Origin of the sequence: Hydrogenophaga pseudoflava (genome assembly GCF_031020795.1) — a bacterium.
Classification (GTDB): Bacteria; Pseudomonadota; Gammaproteobacteria; order Burkholderiales; family Burkholderiaceae_C; genus Hydrogenophaga; species Hydrogenophaga pseudoflava_A.
On record NZ_JAVHJP010000002.1, the window covers coordinates 580129 to 595905 of the forward strand.

15 protein-coding genes are annotated in these 15777 nt (G+C 71.9%); 8 read left to right on the forward strand and 7 right to left on the reverse strand.

All coding sequences use genetic code 11. The features are described 5' to 3' along the window. Window positions 1-50 precede the first annotated feature (50 nt). Genes RCO38_RS08510 through RCO38_RS08530 form a run of 5 tightly spaced genes read right to left on the reverse strand, consistent with a single transcriptional unit; the run spans window position 51 to window position 4881 of the window. Window positions 51-671 (reverse strand): D-sedoheptulose-7-phosphate isomerase, encoded by a 621-nt coding sequence (locus RCO38_RS08510; protein ID WP_308327862.1) that lies wholly within the window; start codon window positions 669-671, stop codon window positions 51-53. Further along, on the reverse strand, window positions 668-1165 hold the full coding sequence (locus RCO38_RS08515) for an adenylyltransferase/cytidyltransferase family protein (protein WP_308327863.1): 498 nt from the start codon (window positions 1163-1165) through the stop codon (window positions 668-670). The genes RCO38_RS08510 and RCO38_RS08515 overlap by 4 nt, the downstream gene beginning before the upstream one ends. Further along, window positions 1162-2985, reverse strand: a complete 1824-nt coding sequence (locus tag RCO38_RS08520; protein WP_308327865.1) for a carbamoyltransferase family protein — start codon at window positions 2983-2985, stop codon at window positions 1162-1164. The genes RCO38_RS08515 and RCO38_RS08520 overlap by 4 nt, the downstream gene beginning before the upstream one ends. Then, complete coding sequence (waaF, locus tag RCO38_RS08525) at window positions 2982-4142, reverse strand: lipopolysaccharide heptosyltransferase II (RefSeq protein WP_308327866.1); 1161 nt, start codon at window positions 4140-4142, stop codon at window positions 2982-2984. Before waaF ends, RCO38_RS08520 begins: the two co-directional genes overlap by 4 nt. 4 nt (window positions 4143-4146) lie before the next feature. Beyond that, window positions 4147-4881, reverse strand: a complete 735-nt coding sequence (locus RCO38_RS08530; RefSeq protein WP_308327867.1) for an SDR family oxidoreductase — start codon at window positions 4879-4881, stop codon at window positions 4147-4149. A gap of 77 nt (window positions 4882-4958) precedes the next feature. Between RCO38_RS08530 and RCO38_RS08535 the strand changes: the two genes are divergently transcribed. From RCO38_RS08535 to RCO38_RS08565, 7 genes are all read left to right on the forward strand, one after another. Further along, on the forward strand, window positions 4959-5783 hold the full coding sequence (locus RCO38_RS08535; protein WP_308327868.1) for a mechanosensitive ion channel family protein: 825 nt from the start codon (window positions 4959-4961) through the stop codon (window positions 5781-5783). Then, on the forward strand, window positions 5764-8595 hold the full coding sequence (locus tag RCO38_RS08540; protein WP_308327869.1) for an ATP-binding cassette domain-containing protein: 2832 nt from the start codon (window positions 5764-5766) through the stop codon (window positions 8593-8595). The genes RCO38_RS08535 and RCO38_RS08540 overlap by 20 nt, the downstream gene beginning before the upstream one ends. A 106-nt stretch (window positions 8596-8701) precedes the next feature. Further along, complete coding sequence (locus RCO38_RS08545; protein WP_308328075.1) at window positions 8702-9988, forward strand: glycosyltransferase family 4 protein; 1287 nt, start codon at window positions 8702-8704, stop codon at window positions 9986-9988. After that, window positions 9985-10560, forward strand: a complete 576-nt coding sequence (locus RCO38_RS08550) for a D-glycero-alpha-D-manno-heptose-1,7-bisphosphate 7-phosphatase (RefSeq protein ID WP_308327870.1) — start codon at window positions 9985-9987, stop codon at window positions 10558-10560. Before RCO38_RS08545 ends, RCO38_RS08550 begins: the two co-directional genes overlap by 4 nt. After that, a complete protein-coding gene (locus tag RCO38_RS08555; protein WP_308327871.1) occupies window positions 10551-11567 on the forward strand; it encodes a glycosyltransferase family 2 protein in 1017 nt (338 codons plus the stop codon). The genes RCO38_RS08550 and RCO38_RS08555 overlap by 10 nt, the downstream gene beginning before the upstream one ends. After that, window positions 11567-12643: a glycosyltransferase family 9 protein gene (locus RCO38_RS08560; protein WP_308327872.1), complete on the forward strand. Its 1077-nt coding sequence runs from the start codon at window positions 11567-11569 to the stop codon at window positions 12641-12643. The genes RCO38_RS08555 and RCO38_RS08560 overlap by 1 nt, the downstream gene beginning before the upstream one ends. Continuing rightward, window positions 12624-13601 (forward strand): glycosyltransferase family 4 protein, encoded by a 978-nt coding sequence (locus RCO38_RS08565; RefSeq protein ID WP_308327873.1) that lies wholly within the window; start codon window positions 12624-12626, stop codon window positions 13599-13601. The genes RCO38_RS08560 and RCO38_RS08565 overlap by 20 nt, the downstream gene beginning before the upstream one ends. On the opposite strand, the gene rfaE1 is transcribed toward RCO38_RS08565, so the two are convergent. Continuing rightward, the gene (rfaE1, locus tag RCO38_RS08570) at window positions 13588-14589 is read right to left on the reverse strand and encodes a D-glycero-beta-D-manno-heptose-7-phosphate kinase (protein ID WP_308327874.1); all 1002 of its coding nucleotides are present in this window, start codon (window positions 14587-14589) and stop codon (window positions 13588-13590) included. The two genes, RCO38_RS08565 and rfaE1, sit on opposite strands and share 14 nt — an antisense overlap. 152 nt (window positions 14590-14741) lie before the next feature. Here rfaE1 and RCO38_RS08575 point away from each other — a divergent pair, with 152 nt between their 5' ends. Next, window positions 14742-15365 (forward strand): outer membrane beta-barrel protein, encoded by a 624-nt coding sequence (locus RCO38_RS08575; RefSeq protein WP_308327875.1) that lies wholly within the window; start codon window positions 14742-14744, stop codon window positions 15363-15365. Between the two features lie 96 nt (window positions 15366-15461). Here RCO38_RS08575 and RCO38_RS08580 read toward each other — a convergent pair whose 3' ends face one another. Next, window positions 15462-15776: a BON domain-containing protein gene (locus RCO38_RS08580; RefSeq protein WP_308327876.1), complete on the reverse strand. Its 315-nt coding sequence runs from the start codon at window positions 15774-15776 to the stop codon at window positions 15462-15464. Window position 15777 lies beyond the last annotated feature (1 nt).

The following is a 15777-nucleotide window of genomic DNA, read 5'->3' on the forward strand; positions in this document are numbered from 1 at the left end:
AGATCTGCCACGGGCGGGGAGCGATCGCTCTCCGCCCGTGGCACTGTGCTTCAGAGCAGGCCGGCCCGGGCCAGGCGCTTCTCGGTCAGCGCACACAGCGTGTGGCCGATGAAGATGTGGGCCTCCTGCACGCGCGCGGTCACCCACGATGGCACGGTGACCGACACATCGCACAGCGGTCCCAGGCGGCCGCCGTCCCGGCCCAGCAGTCCCACCGTCTTCATGCCGAGGCGGCTGGCGGTTTCCGCGGCGCGCACGACATTGGGCGACATGCCGGAGGTGGAAATGGCCACCAGGCAATCGCCGGCGCGGCCCAGCGCCGCCACCTGCCGCGCGAAGACGGTGTTGAAGTCGTAGTCGTTGGCGATGCAGGTCAGGGCCGAGCTGTCCGTGGTGAGGGCCAGCGCGGCCAGTGGGCGCCGGTCCTCGATGAAGCGGCCCGACAGTTCCGCCGCCAGATGCTGGCTGTCGGCGGCCGAGCCTCCATTGCCGCAGAACATCAGCTTGCCGCCTTTGGCCAGACACGAGGTCCACAGTGCGGCGGCCGCTTCGACTTCGGCTTGCAGGTGAATGAGCGCGTTGAAGACTTCCTGGTGCTGGTGAAGGCCTCGCTCGAAGTCTTCATCGACGTGGGCGGGGATTTTCAGAAGGGGTGGGGCAGCGGTGTTCATGGCAGGGTCTCCACGGGTTCTTCGGCGCTGCGGCGGGCGCGCTGGATCAGCCGCGTGGTGGAGCAGCCCTGGCGGTAGCCGAGGATGGCGACCCGACCGCCCCAGCGGTCCACCAGGTCCGCTTCTGCCAGGGTCTGCAGGCTGTAGTCGCCGCCCTTGGCGTACACCTCGGGCCGCAGTTCGTCCAGCAGTGCGGCGGGCGTGGGCTCGTCGAACACCACGACGAGGGCGACACACTCCAGCGCGGCGAGCACGGCGGCCCGGTCCTCGGCGGCATTGAGCGGGCGCCCCGGCCCCTTGTTCAGCGCCCGCGCGGAGGCGTCGGAATTGACGCCCACCACCAGGCTGCTGCCCAGCCGGCGGGCCTGGGCGAGGCATTCCACATGGCCGCGGTGCAGCAGGTCGAACACCCCGTTGGTGAACACCAGCGGGCGCGGCAGCAGCCTGGCGCGTTCGGCCAGTTCGCTGCGTGTGCATTGTTTGAGCAGGTTCATGTCGTGCCTTTCAACGGTGGTTCGGCGGGGGGCGGTTCGCCCGGCTTCTCCAGCAGGAAACTGCCGATCACCAGGGCGTCCAGCGGCGTGCTGTGGAAGGCGTCCAGCGCATCCTTGGGCGTGCACACGATGGGCTCGCCGCGGACGTTGAACGAGGTGTTGATCAGCACCGGCACGCCGGTGAGTTCGCCAAACTTTTCCAGCAGTGCGTGAAAGGCCGGGTTGCTGCTGGCCGAGACGGTCTGCACGCGGGCCGTGCGGTCGAGGTGGCAGGCGGCCGGAATCCGCGCGGCCTGTTCGGGCGGCACCTCGTAGACGAACAGCATGAACGGGGCCTTGCCCCCGTTGGCCTGCGCCGGCGTGAACCACTCGGCCAGGCGCTCTTCGGGAATCGCCGGGGCCACCGGACGGAAGTCCTCGCGGTCCTTGAGCTCGTTGATGCGCGCCTGCATGCCCTCGTCCAGCGGCGAAGCCAGGATGGAGCGCGCGCCCAGCGCGCGCGGACCGAACTCCATGCGGCCCTGGAACCAGCCGATGACCTTGCCCTGCGCCAGCAGACGGGCGGTGGAGGCCGCCACATCGTGCAGGCGCATGTAGGGCAGCTTGGCCCAGCGCAGCAGGGCCTCGATCTCTTCGTCCCCGTAACCGGGCCCCAGGTAGGCGTCGGTCATGGCCCAGCGCCGGTCGGCCAGGGCGGTGGGTGTGTCGGTCTCGGGCGGCGTGATCGGCCCGGCCGGGTGGGGCCGCTGCAGCGCATCGATCCACAGGGCCGCGCCCAGGGCCGTGCCCGCGTCGCCCGCCGCCGGCTGCACCCACACCTGTTCGAAGATGCCGCTGTCGCGCAGCTTCGCGTTCATCACGCAGTTCAGCGCCACACCACCGGCCATCGCCAGGCACGGCTGGCCGGTGACGGTGCGCAGCCAGCGTGCGATCTGCAGCACCGTGTCCTCCAGCACCGCCTGCAGGGCGGCGGCCAGGTCGAAGTGGCGCTGCTCCAGCGGCGCGCCGCGTGAGCGGCGGGGGCCGGCCAGGGCGGCGAGGTCCACCTGGGCCACCTCGTACCGGCCTTCGCCGAGCCAGCGCACGTGCCCGGCCAGCGCGTCGTGATAGCGGCTGCGCTCGCCCATGGCGGCCAGTGCCATCACCTTGTACTCGTCGGACGAATGGAGAAAGCCCAGGTGCGCGGTGACCTGCTCGTACAGCAGGCCCAGGGAGTGCGGCACCTTCACATCGCCGAAGCCCTCGTAGCGGTCGTTGGAGTAGAGACCGTAGGTGGTGGAGGCGTTTTCCCCCCGGCCGTCCAGCGTCATCACCGCGCACTGCTCGAACGGACTGGCCAGGAAGGCGCTGGCCTGGTGCGAGAGGTGGTGGTCGACGAAGTGGAAGCGGTAGGGCCCGTCGTGCCGCACGCCCTGGAAGCGGGCCCGCAGGTGGTGGGGCGCCCCGTCGGCCAGCTGGCGCGGCGCGTTGACGATGTAGGTGACGAACAGCGGGTCCCAGACGTTCTCCCAGCCCTCGGGCGGGCGGGCGGAGGGTTGCAGCGGCAACACCATGGGTAGGTCGGCGCGCGCGGCGCCGACGAAGCGCCAGGGGTTGAAGCTGTAGGCCACGTGGTCCACGTCGGCCAACTGGGCACCCGCCTCGCGCAGGCAGTCGTCGATGGCGTGGTAGGGCAGCTCCCACGCGGTGAAGGGCACCGGCCGCTTGCCGTGCTTGATGCGCGTGAAGCGCTCCTCTTCGCTGGCCGCAATCACCTGGCCGTCCACCACCAGGGCGGCGGCGCTGTCGTGAAAGGCGGCATTGATGCCCAGTGTGATCATGGTGTGACCCCGGTAGGCGCCTCTTCCACAGGCGCGGCGGTGATGGCGGTGGCCGGCTCGGCGGGGGCGGGCGTGTCCATCACGTCCAGCACCGCCTGCACCACCTCGCCGGGCCCGATGCCCAGCAGGCAGGCGTGATGTCCTTGCGGGCAGACGCTCTTGAGGCAGTGCCGGCAGGGCACGTCGTGCGAGAGCACGCGCGAGGGCGTGCGCCAGGGCGTGTGCTGCGGATTGGTCAGCGCGTACAGCACCACCACGGGCGTGCCCAGCGCGGCCGCCACGTGGGCCGGCCCGGTGTTGTTGCACAGCAGGGCCCGGGCGTGGCCGACGAGCGCGGCGAACTGGCCCAGGGAGAGCTGCCCGGTCAGTCGCACCGGGGTCTGGTGCCGCATCTGCGCGGCGGCCTCGTCGATGAGGGGGGCCTCCGCGTGCGAGCCGGTGAAGACGATCTGGTGGCCGGTGGCCCGGGCCAGGGCGTCGGCCACGCGGCCAAAGCGCTCGGCGGGGTAGCGGCGCGACGCCGCGGTCGCCCCCGGGTGCACCACCACATAGGGCCGGTCGGGGTCGCCGCCGGCCGCCGCGAAGAGCGCGCGCATGCGCGCGGTGTCGCCGGCCTGGAAGCTCATGCGCAGGCGGTCATCGGGGGTCTCGAAACCCACCGAGCGCACCAGGTCGAGCTGGCGCCGCACCTCGTGGCGCATGCCGCGCTGGCACACGTCCTGGTCGGGCACCCAGTCGGTGAGCAGGGCATAGGGGTTCTCGCGGCAGTGCGCCAGGCGCAGCGGAATGCCGGCCAGCAGGCACACCATGGCCGCTGGCAGCGCACTCTGCGTGCAGGTGGTGAAGATGACGGCGGCGTCGAAGGCTTCTTCCGCCAGCCGCCGCACCAGGGCCCGTGTCGCTTCGTCCGGATGCGGGCCGGGGTCGGGCTTCATCCAGGCCGCGGCGTGCACCAGGCAGCGGTCGATCCCGGGCACATGGCGCGCGGCCTCCGCGCCCGAGGCCGAGGCCAGCAGGGTCAGGCGGATGTCTTGGTGCCGCTGCCGGATGGCGGCGAAGGCGGGCGTCGTCATGAGCACGTCGCCCAGGTTGTCCAGCCGGATGGCCAGGATGTGGCGGGCTTCGGCCCAGGCCGGTGTCGTGGTGTCCTGCTTCACGGGGTCAGGGCCAGGAGGTCTCGGCGTCCGGCAGCACCATGATCTCGGCGATCACGGTGCCGCGCGGCATGGCCAGCACGAAGCCCACGGCCTCGGCCACATTGGCCGGGTCCTGCAGGGTGCGGGTGTCGATGTCGGGGAAGCGGTCGAGCAGGAAGGGCGTGCGCATGCCGCCCACGATCAGCGTGGTCACGCGCACGCCCTGGGGCCGCAGTTCGGCGTGCAGCGCCTTGCCCATGCCCAGCAGGCCCCACTTGCTGGCGTGGTAGGCGCTGGCGTTGGGCCAGGCGCGCAGTGAAGCGGTGGAGGCCACATTCACGATGTGACCGCCGCGCCCTCCGTCGGACGCCCGCAGCATGGGCAGCGCCGCCTTGGTCAGCAGGAAGGGGCCGACCAGGTTGGTGTCGATCACCTTCCTCCACACCGCGCTGTCGACTTCGTCGATGGAGGCGGTGACGTCCGTGCCGGCGTTGTTGACCAGCACGTCCAGCCCGCCCCAGCGGTCGAGCACGGCGTCCAGGCTCTGTTGCACCTGGGGCGCCTGGCCCACGTCACAGCCCAGCGCGAGCGTGGCGCCGCCGCCGGGGTCGGTGGCCAGGGCCACGCGTTCGGCGCTGTCGGCGCGGATGTCGAGCAGGGCCACACGGGCGCCGGCCTTGACCAGACGGGCGGCGATGGCCGCCCCCAGGCCGCTGCCGGCGCCGGTGACCAGGATGCGTTGTTGGGTCAGATCGTTCATGCGCCGGCTCCGGCAAGGCGCGTGCCCGGTTCGCCTGCTTCGGCCGGGCACACCGGTTGCTGCACCGGGCGATGGACATGAGCGACGCGTTGGGCTGGTTGCAGGAGCGGCTGCTGCTGCTGAACTGGGAGCTTTTCCGGCTGGGAGAGACCGAGATCACGCTGGGGGCGCTGGTCCGGCTGCTGCTGCTGGGCACGGTGCTGCTGTGGGCGGGGAGCGCGGTGCGACGCTGGCTGGCCGACCGGCTGCTGGTGCATCTGCACCTCGAACCGGGCACGCGCTATGCGCTGGCCTCCATGGCGCGCTACCTCGTGCTCGGTCTGGGTGCGGTGCTGATCCTGCAGAACCTGGGCATCCAGCTCGGCGCGCTCGGCATGGTGGCCGGGGCGGTGGGCGTGGGCGTGGGCTTCGGCCTGCAGAACATCGTCAGCAACTTCATCAGCGGGCTCATCATCATGCTGGAGCGGCCCATCAAGGTCGGCGACCGGGTGGAGGTGGCCAGCGTGGAAGGGGTGGTGCACGAGATCAGCGCCCGGCGCACGACGGTGGTCACCTCGGACAACGTCGCCATCCTGATCCCCAACCAGCGTTTCATCCTGGACAACGTGGTCAACCTGGCCTATCTGGAGGCACCGGTGCGCCTGCGGGTGTCGGCCTCGCTGGCGCCAGAGACCGATGTCGCCGAGGTCGAGCGCCTGCTGGCGCGGATCGCGCGCGACCTGCCCGGCGTGATGGACACGCCCGCACCGCATGTGCTGTGGCTGGCCATCGGCGCCGCCGCCCGCCAGTTCGAGCTGGCGGTGTGGTACGAGCCGGCCCGCATTGCGCGCGACCAGCTGAAGAGCGAACTCAACCGGGCCATCGCGGGGAGCTTTGCCGCCCATGACATCCGCTTCGCATGAGTTTCCGGCGGACGGGGCGCCCGCGCCACCGTCTCCGCCATCCTCTTCACCGGACACCACACGGCGCCCGTTCCGGGGCATCCTGCGGGCGCTCGGCAGCGCGGCCTGGCGGCACCGCCGGCGCACGCTGCTGGCCGTGCTGTTGCTGGTGCTGGCCAAGGTGGCCAGCGTGTGCGTGCCCCTGGTGCTCAAGGAAATCATCGACCGTTTCAGCGCCCCGGGCGCCTTGTCCACGGTGGTGGCGCCGGGCCAGTCGGCCACGTTCCCGGAAGGCGCGCAGCTGGTCGTGCTGCCGGTGTTCCTGCTGATCGGTTATGCGGCGCTGCGCTTCTCGGCCACGGTGTTCACCGAGTTGCGCGACCTCTGCTTTGCACGCGTCACGCTGGTCACCGTGGCCGGTTTCGCGCAGCGCGCCCTGGAGCACCTGCACGCCATGGGACCGCGCTTCCATGTGCAGCACCCGATGGGGTCGCTGGTGCGGGATGTCGACCGCGGCGCCGCCGCGCTGGGCTTCCTGCTCAGCGCGCTGCTGTTCACCCTGCTGCCCACCCTGGTGGAGATCGGTGCGGTGATCGCCATCATGGCCACCGCCTACGGTGGCGGGTTCGTGCTGATCCTGCTGGTGACCTTCCTGGCCTACGCCGTCTACACCGCCCTGATGACGGGTCGCCGCGTGCGCATGCAGCGGCGCGTCAACGCGCTGGACTCCCGTGCCAACGGCCTGCTGCTGGACAGCCTGGTGAACCAGGAGTCGGTGCGCACCCATGCCCGCGCCAGCCACGAGGCCGCGCGGTACGCCGCGGCGCGGGGGGCCTGGGTGGAGCGCAGCGTGGACAACCAGACCGCGCTGTCGGCCCTGCACCTGGGGCAGGGCGCGATCATCGCGGTGGGGCTGGGCGCCATCATGCTGCTCGCGGGGCAGGGCACCATGCGGGGCCTGCTGACCGTGGGCGACCTGGTGCTGGTGAACGCCTATGTGCTGCAGGTCTGCCTGCCGCTCAACGCCCTCGGCCAGCTGTACCGCGAGGCGCGCGACGCCCTGACCAACGCCGAGCGGCTGTGGGGCATGCTGGAGACCGCGCCCGAGATCGTGGACAGCGCCCGGGCGCAGCCCCTGGTGGTCCAGCGCGGCGAGGTCGTCTTCGAGCACGTGGACTTCTCCTACGAGCCGGGCCGCCAGGTGCTGTGGGATGTGGACTTCCGCATCGAGCCGGGGCAGACGGTGGCCGTGGTGGGCGGCAGCGGCTCGGGCAAGTCCACCCTGGCGCGGCTGCTGCTGCGCACCTACGACCCGCAGCGCGGCCGGGTGCTGGTGGACGGCACCGACATCGCCGGCGTGACCCTGGCGAGCCTGCGCACGGCCATCGGCGTGGTGCCGCAGGACAGCACGCTGTTCAACGAAACCATCGCCTACAACATCGGCTACGGCCGCCAGGGCGCCAGCGTGGCCGAGGTGATCGAGGCGGCACGCGCGGCCCAGGTGGACGAGTTCATCGGCGCGCTGCCCCAGCAGTACGACACGGTGGTGGGCGAGCGCGGCATGAAGCTCTCGGGCGGCGAGAAGCAGCGCATCGCGATTGCGCGGGCCTTCCTCAAGAACGCGCCCATCATGATCCTGGACGAGGCCACCTCGGCGCTGGACACGCGCTCCGAGCGGGCGATCCAGGGCCAGCTCGACCGCATCTCGCAGGGCCGCACCACCCTGGTCATCGCGCACCGCCTGTCCACCATCGTGGACGCCGACCTCATCCTGGTGCTCGACCGCGGCCGCATCGTGGAGCAGGGGCGCCACGACCGGCTGATGGAGCAGGGCGGTCTCTACAGCCAGCTGTGGGACCTGCAGCGCCAGAAGCAGGCGTTCGACCGCCTGGAGCGGCGGCTGGCGCGCCAGTCCCTGAACCTGGCCGTGGTGCTGGCCGACGTGATCGACGGACTGCGGCCGCGCCTGGACGCGCGGGCCACCCAGCTCTACACCGTGATCGATCTGGAGAACGCGCGCGTGACCGGCGACCCCGGGGCGCTGTCCCAGGTGCTCTGGGACGTGTGTTCACATGCCGTGGATGCGACGCCGCCGGGCGGGCGCATGGAACTGCGGCTCGAACGCCTGGACGGCCGCGTGCGCCTGACGGTGGCCGACGGCCGCCACGCTGCCGGCGCCGACCCGCTCGCATCCTCGCCCGCACCAGCGGGTCCATCGCCCGACACGTCGGCGATGGACCCGCTGGTGCTGCGCTCGGCGATCGAGCGCCAGGGCGGCCAGTTCACCCTGGAGCCGGCCACCGCCACGCAGGGCATGCGCTCCATCATCGACCTGCCCCTGCACGCGGTGGACGCCCCGGCGTCGCCCGCCGTGCAGAAGGCCGCCGCCGAGCCCGCCAGCGGCGCGCAGCGCCTGAGCGGGCTGAACGTGGTGGTCGTGGACGACAGCCCGGTGGCCCGCGAGGCGCTGCAGCAAGTGATGCGGACCGAGGGTGCGCAGCCGGTGGCCTTCGCCAACGGCACGGATGCGCTGCAGTGGATCGAGGCCCAGCCGCTGACCCAATGGCCCCGCGTGCTGGTCTGCGACGCGGTGCTGGGCGATGAGGAGGACGGGTTCACCGTGGTGCGGCGCATCCGCCAGATCGAGGTCCAGCGCGGTGTGCCGCTGTCCCAGCGCATGTACGCCGTGGCCCTGACGGGCGCCACACGGCCCGAGTACCGGGTGCGTGCCCTCATGGCGGGCTTCCAGGTGCACATGAGCAAGCCGGTCGCACCCGACGAGCTGGTGGCCACCCTGGAAACGCTGGTGGCCCGGCCCAGGCCGCCTGTGTAGGGTCTGCCGCAAATCTTGCTGGTGCCCGCTCGGCGGCAGCAACGGCACGCCGTTTGCCGGTTCGGGTCAGTTCCAACCAAAGGCCACCGACATGAACCACCCTCCCATGCGCATCCTGATGATCAGCGAGCACGCTTCACCCCTGGCCTATGCCGGCGGCACCGACGCCGGCGGCCAGAACATCTATGTCGACCATGTGGCCCGCCAGCTGGCGCTGGAGGGCCACCATGTCGACGTGCTGACCCGGCGCGACGACCCCGCGCTCTCCGAGGTGGTGCCGTTTGCCCGGGGCGCCCGCGTCATTCACGTGAACGCGGGGCCGCCCGAGCCGGTGCCCAAAGAGCAGCTGCAGGACCACATGCCCGACTTCGCCGCCCACGCGTGGCGCATGCTGCGGGCGCAGCCCGCCTACGACGTCATCCACGCCAACTTCTTCATGTCGGGCTGGGTCGGGCTGAAGCTCAGGCCGCGCCTGCGGGCGCCGCTGGTCACCACCTTCCATGCCCTGGGCCTGGTGCGCCGCCTGCACCAGGGGGCGGCCGACGGGTTTCCGCCCCAGCGCATCGCCATCGAACGCGAGCTGGTGGCCGCCTCGGACCGGCTCATCGCCGAATGCCCGCAGGACCGCCAGGACCTGGAGCAGCTCTACGCGGCCTCTCCCGGGCGCATCAGCCTGGTGCCCTGCGGGGTCGACACGCAGCAGTTCCGGCCCGGCGACCGGCTGGAGGCGCGCCGCCGGCTGGGCCTGAAAACCGATGAATTCATCGTGCTGCAGCTGGGGCGGCTGGTGCCGCGCAAAGGCATCGACAACGTGATCGAGGCCATGGCGCTGCTGCCGGCCGACGTGCCGGCGCGCCTGGTGGTGGTGGGCGGTGCCTCGGACCGGCCGGACCCGGCGCTCACCCCCGAGATCGGACGGCTGCAGGCGCTGGCCACGGCCGCGGGGGCCGCGCACCGCGTGAGCTTCGTCGGACGGCGCGGCCGCGACGCCCTGCGCGACTGGTACGTGGCCGCCGACGTGTTCGTGACCACGCCCTGGTACGAGCCCTTCGGCATCACGCCGCTGGAGGCCATGGCCTGCGGCACCCCGGTGATCGGCAGCGACGTGGGCGGCGTGCGCTACACGGTGCAGGACGGCATCACCGGCTTTCTGGTGCCGCCCAGGGACCCGGCGGCCGTGGCCGAGCGCCTGATGCTGCTGCAGAAGCAACCGCAGCTGGCGCGCGAGCTCGGCCAGGCGGGCATCGCGCGGGTGCAGTCGGCCTTCACCTGGGCGCAGGTGGCCCGGCAGCTCGCCGAGGTCTACGCGCGGGTGCGTTATGCCGTGCCGCCACGGCGCGAGGGTGTGCAGCAGCGTCCCTCGTCCCGCCAGATGCAGGCGGAGGCGCCATGAGCCACGCGCCGCGCGCGGCGGTGTTCGTCGACAAGGACGGCACCCTGGTGAAGAACGTGCCCTACAACGTGGACCCGGCCCTGCTGCAGTTCGAGCCCCGGGCCCTGGAGGCCCTGTCGGCGCTGGTGGCGGCCGGATACGCGATCGCCATCATCACCAACCAGAGCGGCCTGGCCCGGGGCCTGTTCACCCTCAATGAGTTCAAGGCCCTGGGCCGCGCGCTGCAACGCCGCCTCCAGGCGGCCGGGGTGCCGCTGGCCGGCCTTTATTTCTGCCCGCACGGGCCCGGCCCGGAAGGCGAGCCCACCTGCAGCTGCCGCAAGCCCATGCCCGGCCTGCTGCACCGCGCGGCCCAGGCGCACCGGCTCGACCTGAGCCGCTCGTGGATGGTGGGCGACACGCTGGACGATGTGGAGGCCGGACGGCGGGCGGGCTGCCGCAGCATCCTCTACGACTCCGGCGGTGAAACGGTCTGGCGCTCGGCGCCCCTGCGCAAGCCCCATGCGCATGTGTCTTCGTGGGACCAGGTGGCGGGGGTGATCCTGGAGGAGGTGCCCACGCCGTGCGTGTGACACCTTCGCAGACCGCGGTGCTGGCGCCGCCCCCGCGCATCTCGGTGGTGGTGCCGACCTACCGCCGTCCCGACCTGCTCGAACGCTGCCTGCAGGCGCTGCTGGCCCAGAGCATCGGCGCGCACGCCTTCGAGATCCTGGTGGTGGACGACGGGCATTGCGACCGCACGCGCAGCCGAGTCGAGGCCCTGGCCGCCCGCCATGCACGCGGCTTCCTGCGCTACCTGCGTCCGCCGCACGGCCGCGGGCCGGCGGTGGCGCGCAACTGCGGCTGGCGCGCGGCGCGGGCCGAGTTGGTGGCGTTCACCGACGACGACACCGTGCCCTCGGCCGTCTGGCTTGAGATGGGCGAGCGCGAGATGGGCCGGCGCGGCTGGATGGCCATGGCGGGGCGCGTGTTCGTCCCCAGATGCCCCTCGGGCGCCCCCACCGACCACGAGCGCATGACGCGCGGTCTGGAGAAGGCGGAGTTCGTGACGGCCAACGCCTTCGTGCGGCGCTCGGGCCTGCGGCGGCTGGGCGGCTTCGACGAGCGCTTCCAGCGCGCCTGGCGCGAGGACACCGACCTGCAGTTCCGCCTCGAAGCCCTGCACGGACCGGTGGGCTACTGCCACGCGGCGCTCGTGGTGCACCCGGTGCGGCCTGAGCGCTGGGGCGTGTCCCTGGCGCAGCAGAAGAACGTGTTCTTCGATGCGCTGCTGTTCCGCAAGCACCCCCGGCTCTACCGCGCCCGGGTGAGGACCATTCCGCCGCTCGACTACTACGCCATGGTGGCGCTGACGCTGGCGGTGCCGGTCCTGTCCTGGGCCGGCCAGGGCCTGCTTGCCGGGGCCTGCGCGCTGGGTGCCCTGGCCCTGGTGGCGCGCTTCGCGCTGCGGCGGCTGCGCAGCACCTCCCACCGCCCCGCGCATGTGCTGGAGATGATCGCCACCTCGGCGCTCATCCCGTTCCTCTCGGTCTACTGGCGCTTGCGGGGCGCGTGGCGCTTCCGCGTGTGGTTCTTCTGATGGCCGGGCGCGCGCAAGCCCTCTACCCCCGTCGCATCGGCGTCTTCCGGGCGCTCATGCTCGGTGACCTGGTGTGCGCCACGCCGGCCTTGCGCGCGCTGCGCCAGGGCTGGCCTGCTGCGCACATCACCCTGGTGGGCCTGCCCTGGGCGGCGGCCTGGGCGGGTCGACTGCCCTGGGTCGACGACTTCGTGGTGTTCCCCGGCTGGCCCGGGCTGCCGGAACGGGAGCCTCCACCCCCGCCGGTGCAGGAGGCGTTCATTCGCGGCATGCGCCGCCGCCGGCTCGATCTGGCGATCCAGCTGCACGGCTCGGGCGACGTGACCCACGCGCTGGTGAAGCGCTTCGGGGCGCGCCACACCGCCGGCTTCCACCTGCCCGGGGCCGAGGGCCCGGCCCGTCCCGACGAAACCCTCGTGCCCTGGCCGGCCGGTGGCCACGAGATCGAACGACTGCTGGCGGTCACCGACCGACTGGGCCTGCCCCGACGCGGGCTGCAGACGGACTGGCCGCTGCGGGACGAGGACCGGCGCCGGGCGCGCGCGCTGCTGCCGTTCGAGGGACGCTTTGCCATCGTGCATGTGGGTTCGCAATGGCCTTCGCGGCGCTGGCCGCCGGAGCGTTTCGCGGCGGTGGCCGAGCGGCTCGCCTGCCAGGGCCTGGCCATCGTGCTCACCGGGGTGGAGAGCGAACGCGCGCTCACCCGCGCCATCGCGGAGCGCATCGTGTCCGGGCCGGTGGTGGACCTGGCGGGCCGCACCGACCTCTGGACCATGGGCGGCCTGGTGGCCGAAGCGCAGCTGCTGGTCGGCAACGACACCGGACCTGCGCACATCGCCGCGGCACTCGGAACGCCGAGCGTGGCGGTGGCCTGTGGCAGCGAAGTCGCGCGCTGGGCACCGCTGGACGCGGCACGCCACCGGGTGTTGTGGAGCGATCACGATTGCCGCCCCTGCAGCCACCGGCAGTGCCCCACCTCCCACGAGTGTGCACAGGCCGTGGCGGTGGAGCCGGTGGCGCAGGCGGCGCTGGCCAGTGTCTACAAGGAGCCTCAGCATGTCTTCTTCCCCGGCTAGTGCCGCCCCGCGCCGCCGGCTGCGCATCCTCACCTGGCATGTGCACGGCAACTACCTCTACAACCTCACCCAGGTGCCGCACGACTTCTGGCTGGTCGTGGACTCGGCCCGCTCGGTGCACCACACCGGCCGCAGCGGAACGCTGCCCTGGGGCGACAACGTGCACGAAGCCCCGCTGGACCGGCTGGCCGAAATGGAGTTCGACGTGGTGCTCTACCAGGCGCGCGACAACTGGGAGGTGGACCGGCGGCGCTGGCTCTCACCCGCGCAGCGCGCGCTGCCGCGCATCGTGCTGGAGCACGACCCGCCGCAGCAGCACCCCACCGACACCCCCCACTGGTGCACCGACCCCGCGGCGCTGCTGGTGCACGTCACGCCCTTCAACGCGCTGATGTGGGACAACGGACCGCTGGCGGTCCGGGTGGTGGAGCACGGCGTGCGGCCCTTGGCCGAACCGCCCTGGCGGGGGGACGTCCCCGAAGGGCTGGTGGTGGTCAACCACATCGCGCGCCGCGGTCGCCGGCTGGGCCTGGACATCTGGCAGGCGGCGTCGGCCCAGGTGCCGCTGTGCCTGGTGGGCATGGGCAGTGAGCAGGCGGGCGGGCGGGGCGAGATCGCGCAACACCGGCTGCCGGCCCTGATGGCGGCGCACAGGTTCTTCTTCCACCCTGTGCGGCACACCAGCCTGGGTCTGGCGGCGGTCGAGGCCATGCTGGCCGGGCTGCCGGTGGTGGGCCTGGCCACCACCGAGCTGGTCACCGTGATCGACAGCGGGCGCAACGGCTACATCGACACCAGCCTGGAGCGGCTGGTGGACGTGATGCAGCGACTGGTGCGCGACCGTGGACTGGCGGCCGAGTGGGGCGAGGCCGGGCGCCGCACCGCGCGCGAGCGTTTCTCCATCGACCGCTTTGTCCGGGACTGGCTGGCGGTGTTCGACGAGGTCACCGCCGCATGAGCTGAACCGCGGCGCGCTGCCGCTCGGGCACCGGGGCGGTGGCGACCTCGGCATCGGCCCGCACCAGGTCCTGCAGCGACACGACGGACGTGCCCACCTTGCCCACCGCGATGCCCGCCGCCACGTTGGCCTGGCGCACCGCGTTCTCCAGCGTGGCGCCGGCCGCCAGGAAGGCGGCCAGCGCTGCCAGCGCGGTGTCTCCCGCACCGCTGACATCGAACACCTCGCGAGCCGCCGAGGCGATCTGCAGCATGCGGCCGTTGGCGCTGAACAGCGCCATGCCGCGTTCGCCGCGTGTGACGAGCAGGTGGGTCAGCTCCAGCCGCTCCCGCAGCGCGTGCATCGCCTGCTGGAAGCCGTGTTCGTCCTTCCACGGCCCCGCCACCGCCGCGGCCTCGCTCTCGTTGGGCTTGAGCAGCCAGGCGCCCCGGTAGCGGTCGAAGCTCTGACCCTTGGGGTCCACCAGCACCCGGCAGCCGTGTTCGCGTGCCCGGGCGATCAGGCGCTCGCAGCCGGTGAGCGCGCCTTTTCCGTAGTCGCTCAGCACCACCCAGGGGTGGCGCGGCAGCAGGCCGCAGGCGATCTCGCACAGCGAGCGCGCCGCATCGGACGGAGCCTGCTGCTCGATGTCGATGCGCAGCATCTGGTGCTGCCGGCAGACCGCCCGGATCTTCTGCACGGTGGGCATGTCCGCACACTGCAGTTCGTGCAGGTCGATGCCTTCCTCGCGCATCAGGCGTGCCAGCCGGTCGCCGGCCTCGTCCTTGCCGAGCAGGGTGGCCAGCGTGGTGCGCCCGCCGAGCGCCGCCAGGTTGGCCGCCACGTTGGCGGCGCCGCCGGCCCGTTCCCACTCGCGGCCGAAGCGCAGCACAGGCACCGGCGCTTCGGGTGAGATGCGCTCCACCGAGCCGTCCCAGTAGCGGTCGAGCATGCTGTCGCCGACGACCAGGACAGTGGGAGAAACGGAGCGGAGGTGAGGGTGTTTCATGGAGAGGGCCGGTGGCAGCCAGGATGGCAGGCTTTCCGGACGGCAAGCACCGTGCCCGGCGTGGCCGGGGGCGGCACGTGGGTTGCCCCGGGCAGGCACTGCGCGCGTTCGCCGGCGCAGTCGTTCCTTCAACCCAACCACAGGAATCCACCATGACACTCACAACCCACGCCTCAAGGACCTGCTCGGTCGCCGCGCTGGCGCTGGTCTTCGCCTGTTCCGCCCAGGCCCAGAGCAGCCAGAGCTCCACCATGCCGGCGGGCTCCTCCGGCTCGTTTTCGCTGATCCCGTACGCGACCAACGGCTACGTCGGCCTCAACGTGGGCAAGCCCGACTGGGACGTTCCCTGCGTCGGCCTGTTCGAGTGCTCCGAGAGCAACGCCTCGTACAACGTCTACACGGGCGGCATGTTCAACCCCTACCTGGGTGCCGAGCTGGGGTACGTGAACTTCGGTCGCTTCGAGCGCGCCGGTGGCCGCACGCGGGCCCACGGGCTGAACCTCAGCGTGGTGGGGCAGCTGCCCCTGGGCGGTCTGACGCTGTTCGCCAAGGCCGGCGCGATCTACGGCGAGACCAAGGTGACTGCGAGCCCGCTGTCGGGGCTGGCCACCGGCAAGGACCGCGGCTGGGAGCGTTCGTACGGCCTCGGTGCGTCCTTCAACTTCACGCCGCAGTCGGCCGTGGTGCTGGAGTGGAACCGCTACGACCTGAACTTCGTGGGCAGCGGGCGCAACGACATCAACACCACCAGCCTGGGCTACGTGCACCGGTTCTGACCTTTTGCCGGCCCACACACCGGAGGCGGCCGATGTGCATCGGCCGCCTCCGGTGGTGCGCCCGCCAGGCGCGGGCATGCGGGTCTTGCGGGTGGATCAGCTGGCGGGGCGCACCACGATGTTGTTCTGCACGTTGCGCACATCCGGCACCGAGCGCGCCACCGCGGCCGCCCGTTCCTTCTCGGTCTGCGAGGTCGCAAAGCCCGTGAGCTGCACCGTGCCGTTGAGCGTCTCGACGCCGATGCGCATGGCGCTGACCTGGTCGTCCTGGGCAAAGCGCGTCTTCACCCGGGCCGTGATGGTGGCATCGTCCACGAATTCGCCCACCGTGCTCTGACCGCTTTTCACGGCACAGCCCGTGGCTGCAAGAGACCCGATGGCAATGGCCACGGCGAGAAAGAGAGGTTTCATG

Excerpts from the sequence above, each read along its gene's own strand:
- RCO38_RS08510 (WP_308327862.1), bottom strand. The coding sequence starts at position 671 with ATGAACACCGCTGCCCCACCCCTTCTGAAAATCCCCGCCCACGTCGAT.
- RCO38_RS08515 (WP_308327863.1), bottom strand. The coding sequence starts at position 1,165 with ATGAACCTGCTCAAACAATGCACACGCAGCGAACTGGCCGAACGCGCC.
- RCO38_RS08520 (WP_308327865.1), bottom strand. The coding sequence starts at position 2,985 with ATGATCACACTGGGCATCAATGCCGCCTTTCACGACAGCGCCGCCGCC.
- RCO38_RS08530 (WP_308327867.1), bottom strand. The coding sequence starts at position 4,881 with ATGAACGATCTGACCCAACAACGCATCCTGGTCACCGGCGCCGGCAGC.
- RCO38_RS08535 (WP_308327868.1), top strand. The coding sequence starts at position 4,959 with ATGAGCGACGCGTTGGGCTGGTTGCAGGAGCGGCTGCTGCTGCTGAAC.
- RCO38_RS08540 (WP_308327869.1), top strand. The coding sequence starts at position 5,764 with ATGACATCCGCTTCGCATGAGTTTCCGGCGGACGGGGCGCCCGCGCCA.
- RCO38_RS08545 (WP_308328075.1), top strand. The coding sequence starts at position 8,702 with ATGCGCATCCTGATGATCAGCGAGCACGCTTCACCCCTGGCCTATGCC.
- RCO38_RS08550 (WP_308327870.1), top strand. The coding sequence starts at position 9,985 with ATGAGCCACGCGCCGCGCGCGGCGGTGTTCGTCGACAAGGACGGCACC.
- RCO38_RS08560 (WP_308327872.1), top strand. The coding sequence starts at position 11,567 with ATGGCCGGGCGCGCGCAAGCCCTCTACCCCCGTCGCATCGGCGTCTTC.
- RCO38_RS08565 (WP_308327873.1), top strand. The coding sequence starts at position 12,624 with ATGTCTTCTTCCCCGGCTAGTGCCGCCCCGCGCCGCCGGCTGCGCATC.
- rfaE1 (WP_308327874.1), bottom strand. The coding sequence starts at position 14,589 with ATGAAACACCCTCACCTCCGCTCCGTTTCTCCCACTGTCCTGGTCGTC.
- RCO38_RS08575 (WP_308327875.1), top strand. The coding sequence starts at position 14,742 with ATGACACTCACAACCCACGCCTCAAGGACCTGCTCGGTCGCCGCGCTG.
- RCO38_RS08580 (WP_308327876.1), bottom strand. The coding sequence starts at position 15,776 with ATGAAACCTCTCTTTCTCGCCGTGGCCATTGCCATCGGGTCTCTTGCA.